The following is a 23,705-nucleotide window of genomic DNA, read 5'->3' on the forward strand; positions in this document are numbered from 1 at the left end:
TTATCCTGTTAGTTGCTACCTAACAAAATAGGGGATATGCTTTTACCGCTGCACCTGCGGACTGGGACTTGACTTAATGCCTCACCCATAAGTGTAATCAGTTATCACTAACTTCTAGGAGTTAGGCTAACCGTCCCTGGATAGGAGAACCTACCCATTTAGGTTAAACGAATCGCACACCGGACATGATATAATATCATGTCCAGTCGAGCGATCGCGATTTTTGTAGGGGTTCCCCTCACCAACAATACCTGCCAATAATTGACCATCTCAAAAACCCGCCCCCACCGGGATATTATGGTTAATCGATCGGACATGATATTAGCGATCGTTCTGATACAACCGGATTCCATATTATCTACAAACCAGGTAGTCCAATTACTGTAAAATCCTGTTGAGTGATGAGATTAGCTGGCACACCTTTTAGGCTAGCTAAGATTTGATCCGTGTTGGCAATTTTGATAAAAGTTGTAGTGTTTTCTTCAACTATGCTGAGTCGATCGACCGTTAACCCTCCCGTCAAAATTAATAAATCTTCACCTTGCGTAAAATCAGCGATGACATCGCGGCCTTCTCCCGCAGTCAAGAAAAAGTAATCGCGCCCGCTTCCCCCTTGCAGCGTATCGTTTCCGAAGTCTCCCCTCAACCAGTCGTCGCCAATTCCCCCAATCAAAGTATCATCACCATTATCGCCGTAGAGAGTATCGCTACCGTCACCCCCGAACAATCGATCGGCATCTTCATTACCAAAAATTAAATCATTGCCACTACCGCCGCACAAATAATCTTTTTGACTGCTAGCATCCCTCGCGATATTGTCAATATCTCCGAAAATCGTATCCTCGCCATTGCCGCCGCAGATGGTGTCATTTCCCAACTCTCCAAACAGCAAATCATTGCCAGAATCACCGCAAATTATATCGTTATCTTTGCCGCCGTGTAAGGTATCATTGTCCTCGCCGCCAGAAAGAGTATCTTCGCTTTCTTGTCCGTATAAAACGTCGTTGCCATTATTGCCAAAAAGCAAATCTTTTCCTGTCAAGCCACCGTCAGACGCCTCAGAAGTGCCACCAAATAAACTGTCATTACCTTCATCGCCAAGTAGGGTATCGTTGCCTTTGTCGCCCCAAACTATGTCATTATCTTTGCCTGCGATCGCCACATCAGAATCTTTACCCGCATAAATAAGGTCATTCCCAGCGTGGCCGACGAGATAGTCGTTATTTTCGTTGCCAAATATGGTGTCGCTGTCTGCATCCGCGCCAACAGTAACTGGGCTAGCAAGGCCACCGTAAATATTGTCGCTGCCGAATAAGCCCTTTAGCCAGTCGCTGCCATTGAAACCGTTGATGATGTCATTAATATTGCTGCCGGTTAGAGTATCTTTACCGTCAGTACCGTTGAGGGTATTTTCAGGGATATTCGGGCCGGGAATGGAAGTGCGATCGGCTAAAGTAATTCGATCGCACATACAGTCTTCCGAAGCAGCAGGAATTAGCGCCGGTGTGGGGGTTTCTGTTGTTGGAGATGTGGTTTGGGCGATCGAATTGTCAGTTGCGATCGGTGTTTCCCCAGGTTTAGCCGTTGGGATTGGAGTTTCTCCAGATGTCGAAATTGGTGTCGGAATTGGCGTCGGAGTTTCCGCAGGCGTCGGAGTTTCCGCAGGAATTGGCGTCGGAATTGGCGTCGGAGTTTCCGCAGGCGTCGGAGTTTCCGCAGGAATTGGCGTCGGAATTGGCGTCGGAGTTTCCGCAGGCGTCGGAATGGGAGTTTCCGCAGGAATTGGCGTCGGTGTCGGAATTGGCGTCGCAGTGGAAATAGGCGTCGGAGTTGGAATTGGCGTCGGAGTTTCCGCAGGCGTCGGAATGGGAGTTTCCGCAGGAATTGGCGTCGGTGTCGGAATTGGCGTCGCAGTGGAAATAGGCGTCGGAGTTGGAGTTGGCGTCGGAGTTTCCGCAGGCGTCGGAATGGGAGTTTCCGCAGGCGTCGGAGTCCGAGTTGGCGTCGGAGTTTCCGCAGGCGTCGGAGTTCCCGTGGGAGTTGGAGTTTCCGCAGGCGTCGGAGTCCGAGTTGGCGTCGGAGTTTCCGCAGGCGTCGGAGTTCCCGTGGGAGTTGGAGTTTCCGCAGGCGTCGGAGTTCCCGTGGGAGTTGGAGTTTCCGCAGGCGTCGGCGTCGGAGTTGGAGTTGTATCTACAATAGTCAAAACAGCACTAGAAATTGCTCCTAAATCTGCTTTGTTAGTGGGATTGTTCAGAGTTAAATTAACAGTTTCCTTCTCTTCTATCTCTGAATCATCCACAATTGGAATCGTGAAAGTTTGAGTAGTTTCGCCAATGCCAAAATTTAATGTTCCCGATTTCTGGTTATAGTCACTACCAGCATTAGCAGTGCCATTACTTGTACTGTAACTGACAGCAGCAGCCACATTAGCATCAGTGCGAGTAACGGTAATTGTGGCAAATTGACCGTTTTCATTAACGCTGTAGTTGGCGTTGCTGAAATTAAATGTGCCTGGATTAGTGAGGTTGATAATGAACGATTGGGTATCAGAAGTATCGAGTCCTTCGTTATCTCTACCGCCATTATCTCTCAGGTTTAGAGTTATATTAGCACTGCCGATCGCCCCCGGCATCGGTGTAAAGGTTAGCGTCCCCACCGAGTCGATCGCAGGTTGTACACTAAACAAAGCAGCATTATCATTCCCTACCACTTGAAAAGCCACAGTTTGTCCTGATTCGTTAGGGCCTGGAGAAATCGCAGTCGCCCATCCGGGGATGGTTTGTGGCCCCGAATTGCTGCTGAGAGTGCGATCGACCCCTTTGACAAACGAAGGTGGATCGTTGACTGGATTAACTGCGATCGAACTTGTTAAACTATTAGTGCTAAACGGCGTTGTTCCCCCAGTAACTGAAGCATTGACGCCCGCAGTACCGTTACCCACTCCGTTACTTCCATCCCATGCCCGAAAAGTAATTGTTGGTTCGCTTCCAGGGGTACTGTAATAGTCTGGGTTGGGTACAAAGCGGACTCTCGCAGGCGTTTGCAGGGAAACCCCCGTCAGGTTGATGTTAGCTTGCGCCGAGTTAGTGCCGTCACCGAGGAATAGAAAATTAGGAGTTTCGTAAGGATCTATCTGGTCGCTAAATCCTGAATAATCGCGCAGCGGGCCGGTTAGTATGATATCGCTGCCATCGGAAAGAAAGTAATTGTCACCTTGAACTCTGAGAGTGTAGTTAGTAGCAATATTGGTGTTATAAGCAACATTCTCTGCTGCAACAAATAAGCCGTTGGTTTGTCCGACTAGGTTGGGAGTAATGCCGTCGCCTTGTGCAAAGATATTGCCAGAGTTTTCAGATAGCCGCTGGAAACCGATTTCAATGGCTTTGCGATCGCTAGTAACAGCAACAATGCTAAAACCCGCCCGATTTTGATTAGTGCGGGATTCCGAGATAATTTGGAGATTAAAAGACAAGCTAAAGCCTGTAGTGCGATCGAGCGGGGGAAATGACGGATTTAAAGGATTATTTGTATAGCCAGCATAAATGCTATTGTCCGCACTGCTGTTTAAATTAACTCCATTACCGCTAAAAAATTCTGAAGCTGTAGCGGTAGGAGAAGCAAAATTTGAGTTAGTCAAAGACAGCCAATTTTGAGAACTGGGAGTGTTACCAAGTAAGCCATTATAAAGAGGAGTCGGGCCGAGCACTGTTGCTGAAGTTTCCGACACTGCACCGAAATTTGTCCAAGTATTGCCATCTGTTGAAAATTGCCAGTTACCGTTAGTATTGTCTGCAGCGGTGACTGCGACACCCAAAGGATCGCCATTAGCGTCACTTCCTAACTCGCTAGTGATGTTAAAAATACTAAAGCCTGTGTTAGCGACGCTGGGTATATTTTCATTAATTGCGATCGGCGGATTAACATTAGGAGTTGCCAAATTGGGAGCAATGTTAACCGATCGGTTGCGGAGACTGTTAATATAAATACTGTTAATTCCGCCGTTGGGCAAACCCAAGGAGCCGGGACTATCTATAGTATAACTAGCAGTTCTGTTGATGCCGCCAATAGCGCTGGAAAACTCAACATTACCCCCGTTGGGTGGTGCTGGAATTTGCACCTTAGCTGCACTCCCAAAGGCTCCGTGAGTTCCTGTTCCTGGACTCCTCCAGGCGATCGAATCTATTGTATCGGTATTTGTAGTGCTAGCATTATCAACATAAACAACATCTGACTCCGCGAAATTCCCATGAAAATTTCCGGCTGGGAGCAGCTTTGTCAAAAATCCACCTTGGGGACTCAATCGAATGTTCCAATCGTTGTTTGTTCCCGACGGTATGGGGTTGTAGGCAATCTCTTGATCGGCAGGCGAACCGCCGATCGTAAGTATTGTTCCTGCTTTAAACACAGGAGCAATACTTGCCATATTAGTAAATCGATAAGCTGAATATTTAGCTACTGTTGGCTCAGTTGAGTCGCCTACAAAATAGCTCTGAAGCTGAGTTGCGCTTACATCTTCCGTCAACAGCAGTTCCACATACTCATTCCCCTGGAATTGCCCGTCCCGCCGGAATTCGTTAATAATTATCTGTCCCATCTAGATGCACCTAAATTTGAGATGATTATGTATTAGCTGCCAACTACTATCAATTTTTTTACATTTAATTTTTATTTACGTAAATACACTGTCAGTAGTTTCTCCGTAAAGTGGCTTTTTTAAGTCATTTTTATTACTAAAATAATACCGGGAGTGCAGAGCAGTGTCAAGCAAAAGCTTGGAGTATTGTCGATCGCACTCCCGGACGCCAAAAGTGATTTGATACACTGCTCATAGGGGCAAGCTACGCGCTGTGCACCCTACATAATTAACTAAGGTGCGTACTCCGCACCTTAGTTAATTAAGTTGTGCTTACCCGAAGATGGTAAAATCATTCAGATCGATCGCACTAGCTTGCACTCCATTCAAAGCAGCCAACAGTTGACCGTTCTCACCAATCCTGATGAAAGCTGCATTAGCGCTTTGGGTAATACTAAGTTGAGAAAAAGTTAGACCGCCCGCTAACACCAGCAAATCTTCACCTTTTGTGAAATCAGTAATTTGATCGCTGCCTTCACCTGCTGTTAAAACAAAGCGATCGCGCCCAATGCCGCCGTTGAGAATATCATTTCCCAAACCCCCAATCAGACAATCGTCACCTTTGCCGCCGTAGAGAGTATCGTTGCCCTCATCGCCGCACAGTTTATCGGAACCGCCGTTGCCAAACATCAGATCGTTGCCAGCAGCGCCGCACAGGGAATCTGCCTCGCCGTTAAAGTCGATCGCACTGTCTCCGAAAATAGTATCGTCCCCATCGTCGCCACAAATGCTATCACTGCCGCGATCGCCCAACAGCCGATCGTTGCCAGTACCCCCCACCACAACGTCATTGCCCTTGCCGCCATAAACCGTATCATTGCCCTCGCCACCGCTTAGAGTATCCGCAGCATCTCCCCCATTCAAGAAGTCGTTGCCCGCACCGCCAAACAGCAAATCGCGTCCAGTCGAGTCAAGGCTAGACGGGTCAAAATTGCCGCCAAACAAGCAGTCGTTACCCTGAGCCCCAACTAGAGTGTCATTGCCCTTGTCGCCCCAAATCAAGTCATCGTCTTTGCCACCGATCGCCACATCATCGCCCTTACCCCCGAAAATGCGATCGTCGCCGCCGGCGCCGTTGAGGTAATCATTGCCATTGCCGCCAAACAGCAAGTCTTTGTCTGCATTCGGGCCAAGGGGGATATTGGTGGGCAGTCCCCCGTAAATATTGTCGTTGCCCTTTTCGCCCAGCAGAACGTCGTCGCCGTTGAAACCGCTGATAACGTCGTTGAGATTGCTGCCGATGAGGAAGTCGTCGCCGTCAGTGCCATTGAAAGTGCGATCGACAGAATTCGGGCCCGGAATCGAACCGATCGCGGGTAGGGTAATCTGTTCGCAAATGCAATCGGCATCGCCCCCTTGAACGCTGTCAGAGTCAACAGGAATTCCGGTGGGAGTCGGAGTGCCGGTGGGAGTCGGAATTCCGGTTGGGGTTGGAGTTTCCGTGGGAGTCGGAGTTTCCGTGGGAGTCGGAGTTCCGGTTGGAGTCGGAGTTCCGATGGGAGTTGGAGTTCCGGTTGGAGTCGGAGTTCCGGTTGGAGTCGGAGTTCCGATGGGAGTTGGAGTTCCGGTTGGAGTCGGAGTTCCGGTTGGAGTCGGAGTTCCGATGGGAGTTGGAGTTCCGGTTGGAGTCGGAGTTTCCGTGGGAGTCGGAGTTTCCGTGGGAGTCGGAGTTTCCGTGGGAGTCGGAGTTGGAGTTCCGGTTGGGGTTGGAGTTTCCGTGGGAGTCGGAGTTCCGGTTGGAGTCGGAGTTCCGGTTGGAGTCGGAGTTCCCGTGGGAGTCGGAGTTTCCGTGGGAGTCGGAGTTCCCGTGGGAGTTGGAGTTTCCGTGGGAGTTGGAATTTCCGTGGGAGTCGGAGTTCCCGTGGGAGTTGGAGTCGGGGTTCCCGTGGGGGTTGGAGTTCCGGTTGGAGTCGGAGTTCCCGTGGGGGTTGGAGTTCCGGTTGGAGTCGGAGTGCCGGTTGGAGTCGGAGTTCCGGTTGGAGTCGGAGTTGCGGTTGGAGTCGGAGTTGCGGTTGGAGTCGGAGTTTCCGTGGGAGTCGGAGTTTCCGTGGGAGTTGGAGTCGGAGTTTCCGTGGGAGTCGGAGTTTCCGTGGGAGTCGGAGTTTCCGTGGGAGTTGGAGTCGGAGTTTCCGTGGGAGTCGGAGTTTCCGTGGGAGTCGGAGTCGGAGGGTTATTGACAACAATGCTTGCCGTGACGATCGCAGAATCAGCTTTCCCGTCATTAGCCTTGTAGGTAAAAGAGTCTGTCCCTGCAAAACCAGCATTCGGAGTATAAGTGAAAGAACCGTTAGCGTTGAGGGCGATCGACCCTGTAGCCGGATTTGTCACCAGAATCGCCGTCAGCGGGTCATTTTCCGGGTCTGTATCGTTGATTAAGACTCCCAAACCAGTCACGTTGAGACTCGTATTAAAAGCAGTAGTATAGCTGTCAGAATTCGCCACAGGCGGGTTATTGTTGACGCTGACAGTCACGGTAGCCGGTTCCGAGCTAACTATTCCGTCGCTGACTGTGTAGGTAAATGTGTCTGTTCCAGAAAAGCCAGCGTTAGGAGTATAAGTGAAAGAACCGTCTTTGTTGAGGGCGATCGACCCTTTCGTCGGATTTGCGGCCACCGCAGCACTCAGCGTGTCCAAATCTGCGTCGGAGTCGTTGGCTAAAACTCCCGGCACTATTTTGCTGAGGACTGTTCCCGCACTGACGCTGTAGGTATCGGGTTGTGCGATCGGCGGATTGTTTGTAACGTTGATATTTGCCGAAATTGCTGGTAAAGTAGCAGCCCCGTCACTGACTGTGTATGTAAAGCTGTCGAGTCCCACGAATCCCGGATTGGGAGTATAGATAAAAGAACCATCTTTATTGAATGCGATCGTGCCGTTGTTGGGGTTGCTAAAAATATTTGCCGTCAATACCTCGCCATCAACGTCGCTGTCGTTGGCTAAAACTCCCTTGGCAACAGGCACGTTCAAGACTCGATCGTGTAGGGTAGGGTAATTTTCAGGTTGTACGATCGGCGGATTGTTGGTGACAGAGATATTCGCGATTGCTGGTAAAGTAGCAGCCCCGTCGCTGACTGTGTATGTAAAGCTGTCGAGTCCCACGAATCCCGGATTGGGAGTATAGATAAAAGAACCGTCTTTATTGAATGCGAGAGTGCCATTGGTGGGATTTGTGACTTTAGTTGCCGTCAACACATCGCCATCAACGTCGCTATCGTTGGCTAAAACTCCCTTGGCGGCAGGCAGGTTCAAGACTCGATCGTGTAAGGTAGGGTAATTTTCGGGTTGTACGATCGGCGGATTGTTGGTGACAGAGATATTCGCGATTGCTGGTAAAGTAGCAGCCCCGTCGCTGACTGTGTATGTAAAGCTGTCGAGTCCCACGAATCCCGGATTGGGAGTATAGATAAAAGAACCGTCTTTATTGAATGCGAGAGTGCCATTGGTGGGATTTGTGACTTTAGTTGCCGTCAACACATCGCCATCAACGTCGCTATCGTTGGCTAAAACTCCCTTGGCGGCAGGCAGGTTCAAGACTCGATCGTGTAAGGTAGGGTAATTTTCGGGTTGTACGATCGGCGGATTGTTTATGACATTGATATTTGCCGAAATTGCTGGTGTCGTAACAGCCCCATCGCTGACACTGTAGGTAAAGCTATCGAGTCCAAAAAATCCAGGGTTCGGAGTATAAGTAAACGAACCATCCTTATTAAATCCGAGAGTGCCATTGTTGGGATTTCTGACTTTAGTTGCCGTCAGCAAATCCTTGTCTAAGTCGCTATCGTTGGCTAAAACTCCCTCAGCCACAGGCACGTTCAGGACTTGATCGTGCAGGGTTTTGTAATTGTCAATTTGTACGTTCGGCGGATTGTTTATGACATTGATATTTGCCGAAATTGCTGGTGTCGTAACAGCCCCATCGCTGACACTGTAGGTAAAGATATCGAGTCCAAAAAATCCAGGGTTCGGAGTATAAGTAAACGAACCATCCTTATTAAATCCGAGAGTGCCATTGTTGGGATTTGTGACTAGAGTTGCCGTCCGCAAATCCTTGTCTAAGTCGCTATCGTTGGCTAAAACTCCCTCAGCCACAGGCACGTTCAGGACTTGATCGTGCAGGGTTTTGTAATTGTCAATTTGTACGTTCGGCGGATTGTTTATGACATTGATATTTGCCGAAATTGCTGGTGAAGTAGCAGCCCCATCGCTGACAGTGTAAGTAAAACTATCAGGTCCAAAGAATCCTGGATTGGGAGTATAAGTAAACGAACCATCCTTATTCAATCCGAGAGTGCCATTCTTGGGATTTGTGACTAGAGTTGCCGTCCGCAAATCACCATCCAAGTCGATGTCGTTGGCTAAAACTCCCTCACCAACAGCCACGTTCAGGACTTGACCGTGAAGGGTTTTGTAATTGTCAATTACTGCAAACGGGAGATTATTATTTGTAACGTTAATCGTAACTGTTGCTGGTTGGACAGATGAATCTGTGCCGTCGCTAACATTATAGGTGAAGGTATCAGTGCCTACAAAGCCAGCTTTCGGAGTATAAGTGAAGTCGCCGGTGAGATTTAACTTGACTGTACCGTTGCTCGCGGTTGTAACTACCACGGCACTACGCGCGTCGCCGCTGTTGGCGTCGGTGTCGTTGCTTAAGACTCCCGCCCCAGAGACGCTGAGAACTTTGTCGTGCACGACGCTGTAGCTGCCGTCATCGACGGCCACCGGGAAATTATTAACCGAGATGGTGCCGAGAGTAAAAGCGGCACTTGCTTGATCCGTGGCGTCCCCGAAAAATAGGAAGTTTGGCTGGCTGTAGGGATTGTAGGGTAAACGCGGCTGGCTGGTTGCTGGATTAAATGCCGTGTAGTTGCGTAGCGGTTGATTTGTCAGGCCTGGTATTGCTGTTGGGCCGGCAAACAGGGTGTAAGTGTTGCCTTGAACTACGAGTTTGTAGTCGGTAGCAGTGTTGATGTTAAAAGGTAAAGGTGCATTTTCCCCGCGAGTAAAGGTGGGAGCTGATGTTGGTGTACCACCGGTTTGAGCAAATATACCTCCGTTGGGGGGAAAGTTCCCCTTGGTGAAACCCAGTTCAATGCCATTTTGAGCGTCGCTGCTAATGGCGATGATGCTGAAACCGGCCCGATCGTTACTAATACTGTTTTCAGCGGTGACTGCAACTCGAAAAGAAACGCTGTAACCGTTGGTGCGGTCAAGTGCGGGAAAAGTTGCGCTGACTGGAGTAAATGTTGCTGGTGTCGGGGTCGGAGTTGCGGGAGTGTATCTGTAGTTGGTGTAGCCTGCATAGCCTGTAGTGTTATTAGCCGCCGTCACGCTCGCAGTATTAATGCCAGTGTTTGGCGAGAACGCACCTGTAGCTAGGATACCACCACCGAATGGGAAAAAAATAGGTATGGGAAGAGGTACTTGTCCGTAACCTAATTGAGTAGTGCCCGATGCCCCGATACCGACGGGCGATCCGGCTGGAAAGTTACTGCTGCCGTCGTAGAGGGTGACGCCGAAGGCAAATTGATAAGTGGCTCTTGTTGTTGGCCCGATCGCCAGCCCAGAGGACACCGCTCCTGTTGTATAATCTAATTCCCAATCTCCGCCCTTAGCCGAACTGCCGATCGGCGATCGAGAAGCAGCAATTTTTGCCTTGGTTAGCTGACTCAGTTGCTGCACAAAGTTAGCGCCCTTTTCCCCCGCCGCTACATCGCACCCGTACAGCAAAATCTCTCCACTGTCTCCCAGCGATCGCGACCAACGCTGCAATTGCTTAGCATAAGTTTTTAAATTTGTCAAGTTTAGATCGATCGCGCCTAGCAGTAAACTCGCGGGGCGGCCGTGGGAGATGATATGAATACTTTTAATATTGCTGCGATTCGCTAGTGCCTCAGTAATTTGTTCTACTCCATCCCGCGCCGCATCCAAGGTAATAACTTCTGTCCCCGCTGCGATGCCGTTGTGGAGAGTTTGGCTGTCGGGAAGGGCAGAGTCGATAAAGGCGATCGAACTAAAAACTGAACTGATAAAATTTGGCATAATACACCTTTGGTTAGATGACGGTAGGAAAATTAATGCCTGTCTACCTTAGCAAATTCACAAATTTAATGTCATGAGTAAAATTAACAATCAAGACGAATACTAATTTCCCATGAACCTGCAACAGAAGCCTTTTGATAGGGGCGGGTTTAGCCAATAATTCCTTTAAAAAACCGACAATTCCAGTACACAACTCGCTTTTTTAGGGTTCGATCGCCAAAAGTTCTTCTGCTACCAATCCTTTCTGAATTGCGAGTACAGCAGCTTGAGTGCGATCGCGCACTTCTAACTTTTGCAAAATCGCGTGGACGTGAACCCGCACAGTCCCCGGAGCAATGTACAATATTTGTGCAATTTCCTGATTGCTTTTCCCCCCCGCAACTAAAGCCAAGATTTCCTGTTCTCGCTTCGTCAGCGGATTCTCCAAAACTTCTGATTTTGACCCAATTTTCACAGGTTCAGGATTAGCAAAAACTGCCCGAATTTCCGCAGTTGCCGCCTGATCCCACCACGAAGCACCCGCCGCTACCGATCGAATTGCTAAAACCAAAGTTTCCGCCGCAATTCCCTTGAGGCAATATCCCTGAGCACCCGCACTAATCAATCTTTCAATTAAGGATTTTTGGGAATGAGATGTTAAGATTAAAACGGGAATTGCTGGATGTCGCTGTTTAATTTGGCGGCACGCTTCAATACCGCCAATTCCAGGCAAACCGACATCGAGAACTACCACATCTGGCAAGTGTTCCTGAGTCAATTCTACTGCGGTTTCGCCATCTTCAGCCTCGGCAATTACTTGCAAGCAACTTTCTTGCTGCAACCGCGTTTGCAGCCCCAACCGAAACAGTTCGTCGTCTTCAACTAGGAGAATTCGCAACGGATAAGCTGGTTTCATTTCTGTGGGATAGCAGGGAGTCGGAATCCAAATAAAGCACCGTGTGGCAATTTATTTTCTGCCCAAATTATACCGCCGTGGGCGTCAATAATTTGGCGAGATAAGTATAATCCTAATCCCGATCCTTTGGCTTGCCGATCGCTGTGTCCTTGATAAAAACGCTCGAACAAGTGGGGCAGTTCATCGGCAGTAATTCCCAACCCGCTATCGATAACTTTCACCACCTGAAAACTCGAATAAGATTCCATGATTATTTCTACCTTGCCACCGCGAGGAGAATGGTTAATTCCGTTTGTTAGCAAATTAACAAAAACGCGCTGGAGTTGAACCGCATCGCCATTTACCCACAAAGAGCGACGGAAATCTGACTCTCCGTAACTCATACTAATGTAAACTCGGCGCGCCGCCGACAAATGGATGAGTGTTGCGATTACTTCTTCTGCCAAAGCTACTAAATTTACGGCCGCAAGTTGCAGTTTTAAACCTTCGGCATCGTTGCGGTAAACATCCAGCAGCGTTTCTACTAATTGTAGAGACATTTTGTGCGATCGCGCCATTGTTTCGAGAACTTTTTGCTGACTGGCGGTGACATTCCCAAATTTTGCTGACCCAAAAGCTTTAATTGTTTCTATCGCCCCCAGCATCGGCGTTTTTAAGTCGTGACTCAAAGTAGAGACAAAATCTTCTCGGATGCTTGCTAGCTGCTGCTGCGACTGCAACTCAGCTTTAGCGATCGCGATCGTCTCTTGGTACTGCTGGTTGCGATCGCTCAAATATCCCGTCACCCCTAAAGCCATGACTGCGATCGATCTATTTGCTACAGTTGCTAGGGCGATCGATTCTCCAGGAGGAACAAACAAATTTAACAGCGTCAAAGCTGCCGATACCAGCGTAATTTGCAACTTACCCAACCGACTCAAGCGCGAATTTGCCAATAAAATCGGCCCTGTGTACAAATACCCAAACAGATACTCCGACGGCGTAGTAAATTCCAGCACTACAACGATCGCGAATAAAATTGCGATCGACCACCTCCCCCGCAAATACTTCTCTTGAATTGCCAGGTTGTCTGTGATTTTTAATAAGCTGTTTAACATCCCTTATCCATCCATTTTATATTTTATATTTACACTCTACTCTCTGCCTTATCCCTAGGGTTTTTATTCGCTAAAATTTGTCTACAGTGACGCAAAAACAAGCGTTTAGATAACATCTATATCTGCAAGTATAGATACTGCTAAATATTTAAACATTTGTCAGTCAGTGAAAATATATAGCAGCTAAGTATAACGGCTAAACAGCAACTTATACCTGCGGGCTGATTATCAAAAATCCTAACGGCAAGTATATTGATTTTTAAAAGCAGATTGCACTTTTAAGGAAGTATTGGCTCAGTTATGCTTGAAGGATTAATTCAAATCGCATTAACGCTAATCATTGTAGTAGCGATCGCCCCTATTTTTGGTAATTACATGGCGCGGGTGTACATGGGAGAACCAACCATTCTCGACCCCGCTATTAAACCCCTAGAAAAACTCATCTATAAAGCCAGCAATATCCGGTCTATAGATTCGATGACAGGTTGGCAATATGCGCGATCGCTACTGTACAGCAATGCAGCAATGGGCATATTTGTTTTCCTAATTTTCATGCTTCAAGGAGTGCTGCCTTTAAATCCCACCAGCTTAACTGCCCCAACCTGGGATACTGCGCTGCACACAACTATTTCATTCCTCACAAATACCGACCAACAGCATTACTCCGGCGAGACAACATTTACTTATTTGTCCCAGTTAACCCTGGGATTTTTAATGTTTACCTCAGCAGCTACCGGTTTAGCAGTAGGGATTGCCTTTATCCGGGGCTTGACCGGCCGTCCCTTGGGCAACTTTTACATCGATTTAATTCAATCAATCACCCGGATTCTGCTACCCCTTTCTTTAATAATTGCCTTACTTTTGCTAATTTCAGGAGTGCCGGAAACCCTCGCAGGGCCGGCCGTTGCCCGTACCTTAGAAGGCGGCACGCAAATAATTGCTCGCGGCCCAGTAGCTCACTTTGAAAGCATCAAACAACTGGGAGAAAATGGCGGCGGATTTTTTGCCATTAACTCGGCTCATCCTTTTGAAAATCCCAATCCTTTTACCAACCTGCTGGAAACACTAGCAATGCTTTCTATACCAGCAGCTATGATTCACACCTACGGCAGATTTGCCAACAACAAAAAGCAGGGATGGCTGATTTTTTGGATGGTGTTTGCCATCTATGTAATTTTGATTGGCATTGCAGCATTTGGCGAGTACGGCGGCAACCCTCAAATTAATAATTTACTGGGTTCGCAGCAACCAAATTTAGAAGGCAAAGAAGTTAGGTTTGGCTGGGCAGAAACTGCACTGTGGGCGGTGACTACCACTGGCACAATGTGCGGCGCTGTCAACGGAATGCACGATTCTTTAATGCCTCCCGGTGGTTTTGCCACTCTGTTTAATTTGTTTCTGCAAATCGTTTGGGGCGGACAAGGAACGGGAACTGCTTACTTATTTATCTACTCAATTTTGAGCGTGTTTCTCACGGGCTTGATGGTGGGGAGAACGCCGGAGTTTTTGGGACGCAAAATTGAAAAACGGGAAATTGTTTTAGCCAGCGTTGTTTTGTTAATTCACCCGATCGCAGTTTTAATCCCCGGTGCCATTTCCCTCGCATTTACCGACAGTTTGAGCGGCATCAGCAACCCCGGATTTCACGGCATTTCCCAGGTGATGTACGAATACGCTTCGGCGGCAGCCAACAACGGTTCTGGCTTAGAAGGATTGGCCGACTCTCAACCCGCACCTACCGGACTTTGGTGGAATTTAAGCACCTGTTTCAGCCTGCTATTGGGGCGCTACGTTCCAATTATTGCCCTGCTACTTTTAGCCGACAGCATGACGAACAAACAACTGGTTCCCGAAACAACCGGCACTCTCAGAACCGATTCAGTTTTATTCACCAGCGTCACCGCAGGAGTAATTATAATTCTGGGCGCGCTGACATTTTTCCCAGTTCTAGCTTTAGGGCCAATTGCCGAAGGATATGAAATTAGCAGCGGCAAATTTGAACCAGCATCGATAACTGTACCCACAACACCTTTAGCAACACCAACTCCTCCATCTCAATAGCGAAAATTCTCAACCTCACTATTCTCTCTCTCTGCGTTCTCTGTGTTCTCTGTGGTTCATTAAAAATCCCAAATCGACATGACCTCATCCCATACCCCTGATTCCCCAAAAAAACCTGCTAGAGGCTCTCGCGAGTCTCGCAAGCACACGCCAAAAGCAAATACAAAAGGCCTTTATCAAAGAGCTTTTAAACAAGCTTTTGTCAAGCTAAACCCACGGGTAATGCTAAAAAATCCGGTGATGTTTGTGGTGTGGGTTGGCACAATTGTGACTGCATTATTAACGATCGACCCGACGCTGTTCGGCCCGGTTCCCGGCGAAAATCAGAGAGTTTTCAACGGTTTAGTCACGTTTATTTTGTTCTTCACCTTGGTATTTGCTAATTTTGCCGAAGCGATAGCAGAAGGGCGGGGGAAAGCGCAAGCAGACGCACTGCGATCGACCAAAGCCGACACAACAGCCCGCAAACTCCTACCAGACGGTTCAATTCAAGAAGTTAGTTCGACATCCCTGAGACGGGGCGACCAAATTAAAGTGATCGCAGGCGATGTCATTCCCGCCGACGGCGAAGTGATTGCAGGCGTCGCATCTGTAGACGAATCTGCGATCACTGGCGAATCCGCGCCGGTGCTCAAGGAACCGGGTTCGGACATCGCCAGTTCCGTCACCGGCGGTACGCGCATCCTTTCCGACGAATTGACGCTGCGGGTGATGGCCGACCCCGGTAAGGGATTTTTGGACAGGATGATCGCGCTGGTAGAGGGCGCTGAAAGGTCGAAAACGCCGAACGAGATCGCGCTGACGGTGCTGCTGGCGGTGCTAACGCTGGTGTTTTTGATTGTGGTTGCGACGATTCCGCCCGTGGGAAATTACGTGAAAACCCCTGTGGGCGTGGTGACGCTGATTTCGCTGCTGGTGGCGCTGATTCCAACAACGATCGGCGGTTTGCTGAGCGCGATCGGCATTGCGGGCATGGATCGCGTCGCTCAGTTTAACGTGATAGCGACCTCTGGACGCGCCGTTGAGGCTTGCGGCGACGTGAATACGCTGATTTTGGACAAAACGGGGACGATCACGCTGGGGAACCGTTTAGCCGAGGAGTTCATTCCGGTAAACGGTCACTCGCTGGAGGATGTTGCGAGTGTAGCCCTTGCTGCTAGCCTGTTTGACGATACTCCAGAGGGAAAGTCGATCGTCCGTTTGGCCGAAAAATTGGGCGCAACGGTGAATTTCGATCGCACCAACGCCACAGGGCTTGATTTTTCCGCAAAAACGCGGATGTCTGGCACGGATTTGCCCGACAGGACGGAGGTTCGCAAGGGTGCGGTGGATGCGGTGAAGGGTTTTGTGCGATCGCGCGGCGGCAATATCGGCCCCGATCTCGATGCAGCTTACGAGCGAGTTTCCCGGCTTGGAGGCACGCCTTTAGGCGTTTGTCAAGGCAGCGACACCTACGGCATTATCTATTTAAAAGATGTGATTAAACCGGGAATTCGCGATCGATTTGACCAACTGCGAAAAATGGGAATTCGTACCATTATGCTCACCGGAGATAACCGGATTACAGCATCAGTAATTGCCGATGAAGCAGGCGTTGACGACTTCATTGCCGAAGCAACTCCCGAAGACAAAATCGACGTAATTCGCAAGCAACAAGCCGAGGGTAAATTAGTCGCAATGACGGGAGACGGAACCAACGACGCACCCGCACTAGCACAAGCAAACGTAGGCTTGGCGATGAATTCTGGAACCCAAGCCGCGAAGGAAGCTGCAAACATGGTGGACTTAGATTCTGACCCCACCAAACTCATTGATTTAGTTACAATTGGCAAACAATTGCTGATTACTCGCGGCGCGCTGACCACATTTTCCCTAGCCAACGATATCGCAAAATATTTTGCAATTATTCCCGCCATTTTTTCCCCCGTAGGCGCATTAAACGTCATGGGTTTAGCCAGCGGTCAATCTGCGGTTTTGTCAGCATTAGTTTACAATGCTTTGATTATTCCAGCTTTGATTCCCCTAGCATTAACTGGTGTAAAGTTTAGACCCTTGACTGCAAATCAACTGTTGCAGCGGAATATTTTAATCTACGGATTGGGCGGAGCAGTCGCGCCGTTTATCGCCATCAAAGTTATTGATGTTTTGATTACCGCCGTTGGGCTAGCATAGATCGGGAAAGCATGACAAGGATTTTGACACGGATACACGGATTAATCTCGTTCCCAGGCTCTGCCTGGGAACGCATATCCAGAGGCTATGCCTCGATTTTCCCACAAAAATCATCCAATAGAAAGACAGATATTTATTCCCAAAATAAGGAGAATTTATGAAACGGAATGATTTGCTGAATGATATTTTTCCCAGAGATTTCCAAGAAATTATTGAGTTAGCTCAAAGGCTTTGGCAGCGCCACCCAATCCCGGTGCAGCTATTTCTAGTAATGTGTTTCAATGCTATATTTGCCCCCGCTGTCTACGCTGCAGCGGGCGAAGATTTGACCCGAAAAGCTGTCTGGGGTTTAAGTCTCCTAGGTTTGGTGATTATCGCCCTTTCTATTTACTTGTTCGTAGTCATCTTTCAGCCGGAAAGATTTTAGTCAATAATTAACCATTAGCAAATAACCGATCGAGGTAATTTATGAGAGAAATAATTAGAGCCATTCGCCTTACCCTGGTTTTGTGGGGAATTACAGCCATTATTTACCCTTTAATCTTGCTAGTAATCGGCCAAAATGCCTTCAACTCCCAGGCAAACGGCAGCTTAATTACCAACCAAGGAGTTGTAGTTGGCTCTGCTTTAATCGGTCAGCCTTTCTCCTCAGAAAGATATTTTTGGGGTCGTCCCAGCACCACCAATTACAGCAGCTTTGCGACAGAAAATTACGATCCGACAAAGGGAGAAAATGTTAGTCAAAGAACGGGTGTTTCGGGAGCGAGCAACCTTGCCCCCAGTAACTCTGATTTGCTGAAACGAGGTAATGAGAAAGATGGTTTTCAGGGGGTGCAAGTTGAATTAGATCGCCTCAACAAAGCTGGTATCAAACCAACTGCTGATTTAGTCTATACTTCCGGTTCTAGCCTCGATCCGCACATTAGCGTAGAGGCAGCTCGATCGCAAATTCAGCGGATAGCAACGGTGCGATCGCTCAATCTCAATCAAGTAGAAATGTTGGTAGCTAAAAATACAGAGGGCAGATTTATTGGCATTTTCGGTGAACCGGGAGTTAACGTCCTCCAACTGAATTTGGCTCTCGACCGTTTATAATATACGTAGGTTGGGTTGAGGAACGAAACCCAACACTTCAGTTCAAGTTGGAGTTGGGTTTCACTTCGTTCAACCCAACCTACAAATGTGACTAACAACGAACAACGAACAAAGAACAACTGACAACTCAGCTATGATTCACTCTAGCGAACTTACTAACAATCCAGACGCGGTTTATGCCCAACCTAACCGCACTTACGATCGCACCTCCCGCCGGGGAAAGCACAAAATATTTATCGGCATGGCCCCCGGTGTCGGCAAAACGTTCCGAATGCTGGAAGAAGGACACACGCTCAAATCTGAAGGCATTGATGTGGTAATTGGACTGTTAGAAACTCACGGCAGGAAAGAGACAGCAGCTAAAGCAGAAGCATTGGAAATAGTGTCCAAAAAACAAATGCTACGCGGCGAAAAAATGCTCACCGAAATGGATACAGAATCTGTCATAGCACGCCGTCCTCAATTAGCATTAATAGACGAACTCGCTCATACAAACATTCCCGGTTCTCTGCGAGAAAAACGATATCAAGATGTGGAAGAAATTCTCAAGGCTGGAATTGATGTTTTCTCTACCCTTAACATTCAGCACATAGAAAGTCTCAACGATTTAGTAGCTAGAATTACCGGAGTTGTAGTGCGAGAGCGAGTGCCCGATCGCGTCCTCGAAGATGCTGACGAAATAGTCGTTGTCGATGTCACGCCGGAAACTTTAGAAGAAAGGTTGCTAGAAGGCAAGATTTATGCTCCTGAAAAAATTGAACAATCTTTAGAAAATTTTTTCCAGCGCCGTCATTTAATCGCTTTGCGAGAACTCGCCCTGCGAGAAGTCGCAGACACTGTGGAAGACGACGCAGCAACTTTAAAAGGTCAATCTTGCAACATTCACGAACGAGTTTTAGTGTGCATCTCGACTTATCCGAACTCCTTGCAATTGCTGCGGCGAGGCGCGAGGATTGCGAGCTACATGAATGCCCCATTTTATGCTGTGTTTGTCAACGATCCAGACCGATTTTTAACAAAAGCAGAAAGCTTGCACGTTGAAACTTGTGAGAAACTGTGTCAAGAATTTAACGGGAAATTTTTGCGGGTAAACGGCACTAATATAGCCAAAGCGATTTCCGAAGTAGCTAAACAGTATCGCGTTACTCAAATTGTGATCGGCGAAAGCCAGCAATCCCGCTGGAAATTGCTGCTGCGGGGTTCTTTGACTCAACAGTTAGTGCGATCGCTCAAACACGTAGATTTGCACATAATCGCTACTGAAAAAAGTGGTCTTTCTAATTAATTATTAGTCTTCAGTCATTAGTCATTAGTCATGAGTCGGATGAGAGCCGATAAATTAACCATAATACTTGTAGGGAGGGTTTCACCAACAATCTCTAATTCCCACTAACAATCTATATAAACCCGCCCACACCACTTTCGGAGGATAGCTGAATCTAGCGGACGACGGATGCGCCCGAAGCTTTTACCTGTCAAAATAGCACTTGCTATATCTGATTAAAAGTGCGATCGTTATGGTGGATGATTACATTCTCAACTTGCTAGTTATTGGCATCCTCCTGCTTACCGTTACCTTGGGTTCCGGCTGGATTTCGCGATTGCCTGTATCTTATGCCTTAATTTATCTAATTGTCGGTATCGGATTGGGGCCCTACGGCATCAAGCTGATTGACTTGCGTCCCGAAGCTGAATTTTTAGAAAGACTTACAGAATTTGTAGTTATTGTTTCTCTGTTCAGTTGTGGCTTAAAAATGAATCGCCCACTGCAACTTTGGGCCTGGAATTCCACAGCGCGGCTGATCGGTTTTTTAATGCCAATTTCGATTTTTGCAGTGGCTGCGATCGGTCATTGGTTTGTGAAATTAGATTGGGGCCCGGCGATTTTACTGGGAGCAATTCTCGCTCCCACCGATCCAGTTTTAGCCTCAGAAGTTCAGTTAGCTGATATAGACGATCGCGATGAATTGCGCTTTGGTTTAACATCAGAAGGCGGTTTAAACGACGCTTTAGCTTTTCCCTTTGTTTATTTCGGCATTTATTCGCTAAAAGATAACAACTGGTCGAACTGGTTTTCGCAGTGGGTAGCAGTTGACTTGATTTGGGCGATTGGCGCAGCTATCGTTATGGGAATTTTAGTAGCTAAAGCCGTCACCTGGATCGATCGGCAACTCCAACACTATCGACCAGCCGATCAATTAATGGAAGATTTCATTGCTCTGAGCACAATTCTGCTCACCTATTCCCTCACAGAAGTAGTCAACGGCTACGGATTTCTCGCAGTTTTTGTAGCAGGAATTGTGGTGCAGCGGAGTTACCGAAACCCAGAAAAGCCGCTTTCCCAACTGCACTTTACCGAGCGCATAGAAAAGTTAATGGAAGTAGCAACTATTTTACTATTAGGTTCGCTTTTGCGTTTAGAGCCTATGTTGGCCTATGGAGGATACTCCCTCTTAGTAGGTGGATTGTTAATTTTTTTAATTCGGCCTGTGGGAGCTTGGATTAGTACGATCTGCAGTCCTTTGCATCCCGCCAGCCGCTTGCTGTGCGGTTGGTTCGGCATTCGTGGTGTCGGTTCTATCTATTATCTTACTTATGCTTTCGGTGACGGTTTGAAAGGCGAAACCGCCGAAAAAATTGCCTGGATTACCTTTACAACGATCGTACTTTCTGTGATTTTGCACGGTATTAGTTCCACCCCGTTAATGAACTGGTACGAGCGCCGAATCAAACCTAAAGTACCTGATTTAATTTAATTAATTCACGCAACTCATACAGATTCTATGCGATATTTGTAGGAACATGGCACTGCCGTGTCCTTACCTAATCTAGGAATTTCACGAAATACTCTAAACAGGTTTCACCCCAACTAATAAAGCGAGTTCCCGCCACTTCCAATAACAGTCGGCATCGGTAAAACCAATTTCTCTAAACCAGCGCAATTGCGTTTCCACATCCAGCAATTTATTAGATGGATCGTCGGGCGAATCGCTAATACCGATCGCCTCTCGAAATCTCTCATGTAAAGCCGGAGTTGCGGACGCTACGTGCTCCAAGTTGCAAAAAATGCCTCCCGGTTCCAAAAGCTCGAAAATCTCAGTGTAAAGCGAACGTTTGCGATCGTCTGCTACATGATGAATCGCAAAACTAGAAACAACCGCATCAAACTTGCCCAAATCCGGCAGCGATTCATCAAAATTGTGCTCGATTACCGTGACATTTGGGTCATCAGCAAAGCGAATTCTGGCTTTTTCCAGCATTGTCGGCGAAAAGTCGATCGCCACACATTCAACATTTGGTCGATCGCACTTAAGCAGACCCAACAACCGCCCGTCTCCCGTGCCCACATCCAGAATTCGCTTCACATTTTTCGGCACTTCCTCCAACAAAACCGCTTCACCTTCAGTGCGGTGAGGAATACCATCAGCCTTAGCCAGATACCATAAAGCGTGTTCCGCCGAAGTCCAAAGATTCACTTGACTCATATTTTTTTAAGCCTCATAAATATCGCCGTTTTTGTGCGTAAAAATCCAACCATTATCGCTAGCTTTGGCAATTAGATCGTCATCGGGATATTCGGCACTATCTCCCGAAGTGCGTGAAGCGAAGCTATCCCGAAGGGAATCGCCAATTTCCAGATAAACAACATCTGCATTCGAGCGGTTGACTAAATGATGCCCGTCTGCATCACCCGCCGGAAAACCAGCCGCTATAGCCGGTTGCAGCACTTGCTCTCCCGAATTTGTAATCAGAGTAACTTCCCCTTCCAGAACATAGATTAACTCATCTTGACGAGTGTGCCAATGCCTGAGAGCAGAACAACTTCCCGGCGCAAGTCTCACCAAATTCACCCCAAAATTCTGCAATCCGGCAGCATCGCCCAAGCGTTTTTTAACTCTCCCCGCAACAGCAGATTGGAATTGCTGAGGGTACTTAGAACCCGTAATTTCCGGTACATTTTTAGGGTCAATAATCATATAACAAAGCTGACCGCAGTTGTGAGTTTTTTCTTCTTTCTCTTGCTTGGCGTCCTAGGGTTTACGCGCGGCTTCGCCTAACGCGCCTTCGCGGTTCGTTTTTCGGTTTTTATTATTACAAAACACGCTTAAATTCAAGATAAATACAATTTTATAGCACTTACCAGATCCCCGCCACTCTCGCCTCCCACCTCCGGCAGTTCCCCCAACTCATTAAGAATGTGTTATAAATATTGAGATTCATTAAGAAATATTGCTCAAATGCTCGTTTCCCCCTCCGGCGTCAGCAAACTCAAAGAATCTTTAAAAGAAAAAGTATTCTTTGGGAATGAGCCAACCCCCGAACTCATAGCCATCTTACTGATTTACTTCGTCCAAGGCATTCTTGGACTAGCCCGCTTAGCCGTCAGCTTCTTTCTCAAAGACGAACTCGGCATGAGTCCGGCAGAAGTCTCGGCAATGCTGGGCGTCGTCGCCCTGCCTTGGATTATCAAACCCGTCTTCGGCTTCATGTCGGACGGTTTGCCGATATTCGGCTACCGCAGACGCCCTTACATCGTCCTCTCCGGGCTGCTGGGAACCTTAGCATGGGTGAGCCTCGCAACAATTGTACACACACCGCTGGCAGCTACAGGCGCGATCGCCCTGAGTTCCCTATCCCTCGCCGTCAGCGACGTAATCGCCGACTCCCTGGTAGTCGAAAGGGCCAGAAAAGAATCCGTTACCGACGCCGGTTCCCTGCAATCCTTGTCTTGGGGCGCTGCAGCCCTCGGCGGACTAATTACCGCCTACCTCAGCGGTTCCCTGCTGCAACACTTCAGCACTCATACTATCTTTTTAATCACCGCATCTTTCCCGCTAATTGTATCAGCAACAGCTTGGTTAATTGCCGAAGAAAAAACCGACAAAAGAACCGACTTTGAAACTGTCAAAGACCAATTCAAACAACTACGGCAAGCTGTTACCCAAAAAACCATTTGGCTGCCCACAGCCTTTCTCTTCCTCTGGCAAGCCACCCCAAGCTCAGACTCCGCCTTCTTCTTTTTCACCACCAATGAATTAGGCTTTCAACCAGAGTTTCTCGGCCGAGTGCGCCTCGTTACCAGCATTGCCTCCCTCGCCGGCATTTGGCTGTTTCAACGCTTCCTCAAAACAGTTCCATTTCGAGTAATTTTTGGCTGGTCAACCGTCATAGCGACAGCATTAGGCATGACTACTTTATTATTAGTAACTCATGCCAACAGAGCTTTAGGAATTGACGATCAATGGTTCAGCATCGGAGACAGCCTAATCCTGACAGTAATCGGACAAATTGCTTATATGCCGGTGCTCGTACTCTCCGCCAGATTGTGTCCCCCCGGCGTCGAAGCAACTTTATTTGCGCTGCTGATGTCAATCACAAATTTAGCAGGACTTTTGTCCCACGAAGGCGGTGCACTTTTGACCCACTTGCTAGGAATTACCGATCGCAATTTCGATAACCTCTGGCTGCTAATAGTCATCACAAACCTGTCCACACTTCTGCCCCTACCCTTCTTAAATTGGCTGCCCGCCGACAGTACAGAAAGCAGCGATCCAAACAATCAAAAGTCTCTTCCCGTATTAGAACCAGAACCAGGCAGTTCCAAACCAGGCGGACAGCATTTCATGCCCGAATACTTTCCCGACTTAGTACCGACAGTAAGGTCACAAAGTCGCACCGCAGACAGCAAATAAAGGCAGGCACACACAGA

Annotated in this window: 13 protein-coding genes; 7 read left to right on the plus strand and 6 right to left on the minus strand. The window is 48.0% G+C overall.

Features of this window, described 5'->3' with window-relative positions; all coding sequences use genetic code 11:
- Positions 1–358: 358 nt before the first annotated feature.
- The 4 genes from QT973_RS19970 to QT973_RS19985 all read right to left on the minus strand — a co-directional run bounded on the left by QT973_RS19970 (position 359) and on the right by QT973_RS19985 (position 12,667).
- Positions 359–4,594 (minus strand): choice-of-anchor Y domain-containing protein, encoded by a 4,236-nt coding sequence (locus QT973_RS19970; protein WP_333392037.1) that lies wholly within the window; start codon positions 4,592–4,594, stop codon positions 359–361.
- Between the two features lie 312 nt (positions 4,595–4,906).
- Positions 4,907–10,675: a tandem-95 repeat protein gene (locus QT973_RS19975; protein WP_333392039.1), complete on the minus strand. Its 5,769-nt coding sequence runs from the start codon at positions 10,673–10,675 to the stop codon at positions 4,907–4,909.
- Positions 10,676–10,877: 202 nt separating this feature from the next.
- Entirely contained in the window at positions 10,878–11,570 is a 693-nt protein-coding gene (locus QT973_RS19980) for a response regulator transcription factor (RefSeq protein ID WP_333057210.1), read from the minus strand.
- Entirely contained in the window at positions 11,567–12,667 is a 1,101-nt protein-coding gene (locus QT973_RS19985) for a HAMP domain-containing sensor histidine kinase (protein WP_333057211.1), read from the minus strand. The genes QT973_RS19980 and QT973_RS19985 overlap by 4 nt, the downstream gene beginning before the upstream one ends.
- Positions 12,668–12,967: 300 nt before the next feature.
- Between QT973_RS19985 and kdpA the strand changes: the two genes are divergently transcribed.
- The 6 genes from kdpA (at position 12,968) to QT973_RS20015 (ending at position 20,751) form a co-directional block, all read left to right on the plus strand.
- Entirely contained in the window at positions 12,968–14,728 is a 1,761-nt protein-coding gene (kdpA, locus tag QT973_RS19990) for a potassium-transporting ATPase subunit KdpA (RefSeq protein ID WP_333212152.1), read from the plus strand.
- A 78-nt stretch (positions 14,729–14,806) separates the two neighbouring features.
- A complete protein-coding gene (gene kdpB / locus QT973_RS19995; protein ID WP_333392041.1) occupies positions 14,807–16,900 on the plus strand; it encodes a potassium-transporting ATPase subunit KdpB in 2,094 nt (697 codons plus the stop codon).
- Between the two features lie 157 nt (positions 16,901–17,057).
- Positions 17,058–17,327 carry a K(+)-transporting ATPase subunit F gene (gene kdpF / locus QT973_RS20000; protein ID WP_333264105.1) on the plus strand — a complete coding sequence of 90 codons (270 nt, stop codon included), beginning with the start codon at positions 17,058–17,060 and terminating at the stop codon, positions 17,325–17,327.
- A gap of 41 nt (positions 17,328–17,368) precedes the next feature.
- Positions 17,369–17,995, plus strand: a complete 627-nt coding sequence (gene kdpC, locus QT973_RS20005) for a K(+)-transporting ATPase subunit C (protein ID WP_333057216.1) — start codon at positions 17,369–17,371, stop codon at positions 17,993–17,995.
- Positions 17,996–18,128: 133 nt separating this feature from the next.
- Positions 18,129–19,280 (plus strand): universal stress protein, encoded by a 1,152-nt coding sequence (locus tag QT973_RS20010; RefSeq protein WP_333057217.1) that lies wholly within the window; start codon positions 18,129–18,131, stop codon positions 19,278–19,280.
- A gap of 202 nt (positions 19,281–19,482) precedes the next feature.
- On the plus strand, positions 19,483–20,751 hold the full coding sequence (locus QT973_RS20015; protein ID WP_333340425.1) for a sodium:proton antiporter: 1,269 nt from the start codon (positions 19,483–19,485) through the stop codon (positions 20,749–20,751).
- Between the two features lie 93 nt (positions 20,752–20,844).
- Here QT973_RS20015 and QT973_RS20020 read toward each other — a convergent pair whose 3' ends face one another.
- A complete protein-coding gene (locus QT973_RS20020) occupies positions 20,845–21,480 on the minus strand; it encodes a class I SAM-dependent methyltransferase (RefSeq protein ID WP_333057219.1) in 636 nt (211 codons plus the stop codon).
- A 6-nt stretch (positions 21,481–21,486) separates the two neighbouring features.
- Positions 21,487–21,972, minus strand: coding sequence for a cupin domain-containing protein (locus QT973_RS20025; RefSeq protein ID WP_333212159.1), 486 nt, complete (start codon positions 21,970–21,972; stop codon positions 21,487–21,489).
- A gap of 261 nt (positions 21,973–22,233) precedes the next feature.
- Here QT973_RS20025 and QT973_RS20030 point away from each other — a divergent pair, with 261 nt between their 5' ends.
- On the plus strand, positions 22,234–23,688 hold the full coding sequence (locus QT973_RS20030; protein WP_333057221.1) for a folate/biopterin family MFS transporter: 1,455 nt from the start codon (positions 22,234–22,236) through the stop codon (positions 23,686–23,688).
- Positions 23,689–23,705: the final 17 nt, after the last annotated feature.

The organism is Microcoleus sp. Z1_A1 (assembly GCF_036700305.1).
Taxonomy (GTDB): domain Bacteria; phylum Cyanobacteriota; class Cyanobacteriia; order Cyanobacteriales; family Microcoleaceae; genus Microcoleus.

Coding starts and splice junctions, on each gene's coding strand:
- QT973_RS19970 (WP_333392037.1), bottom strand. CDS start 4,594: ATGGGACAGATAATTATTAACGAATTCCGGCGGGACGGGCAATTCCAG.
- QT973_RS19975 (WP_333392039.1), bottom strand. CDS start 10,675: ATGCCAAATTTTATCAGTTCAGTTTTTAGTTCGATCGCCTTTATCGAC.
- QT973_RS19980 (WP_333057210.1), bottom strand. CDS start 11,570: ATGAAACCAGCTTATCCGTTGCGAATTCTCCTAGTTGAAGACGACGAA.
- QT973_RS19985 (WP_333057211.1), bottom strand. CDS start 12,667: ATGTTAAACAGCTTATTAAAAATCACAGACAACCTGGCAATTCAAGAG.
- kdpA (WP_333212152.1), top strand. CDS start 12,968: ATGCTTGAAGGATTAATTCAAATCGCATTAACGCTAATCATTGTAGTA.
- kdpB (WP_333392041.1), top strand. CDS start 14,807: ATGACCTCATCCCATACCCCTGATTCCCCAAAAAAACCTGCTAGAGGC.
- kdpF (WP_333264105.1), top strand. CDS start 17,058: ATGAAACGGAATGATTTGCTGAATGATATTTTTCCCAGAGATTTCCAA.
- kdpC (WP_333057216.1), top strand. CDS start 17,369: ATGAGAGAAATAATTAGAGCCATTCGCCTTACCCTGGTTTTGTGGGGA.
- QT973_RS20010 (WP_333057217.1), top strand. CDS start 18,129: ATGATTCACTCTAGCGAACTTACTAACAATCCAGACGCGGTTTATGCC.
- QT973_RS20020 (WP_333057219.1), bottom strand. CDS start 21,480: ATGAGTCAAGTGAATCTTTGGACTTCGGCGGAACACGCTTTATGGTAT.
- QT973_RS20025 (WP_333212159.1), bottom strand. CDS start 21,972: ATGATTATTGACCCTAAAAATGTACCGGAAATTACGGGTTCTAAGTAC.
- QT973_RS20030 (WP_333057221.1), top strand. CDS start 22,234: ATGCTCGTTTCCCCCTCCGGCGTCAGCAAACTCAAAGAATCTTTAAAA.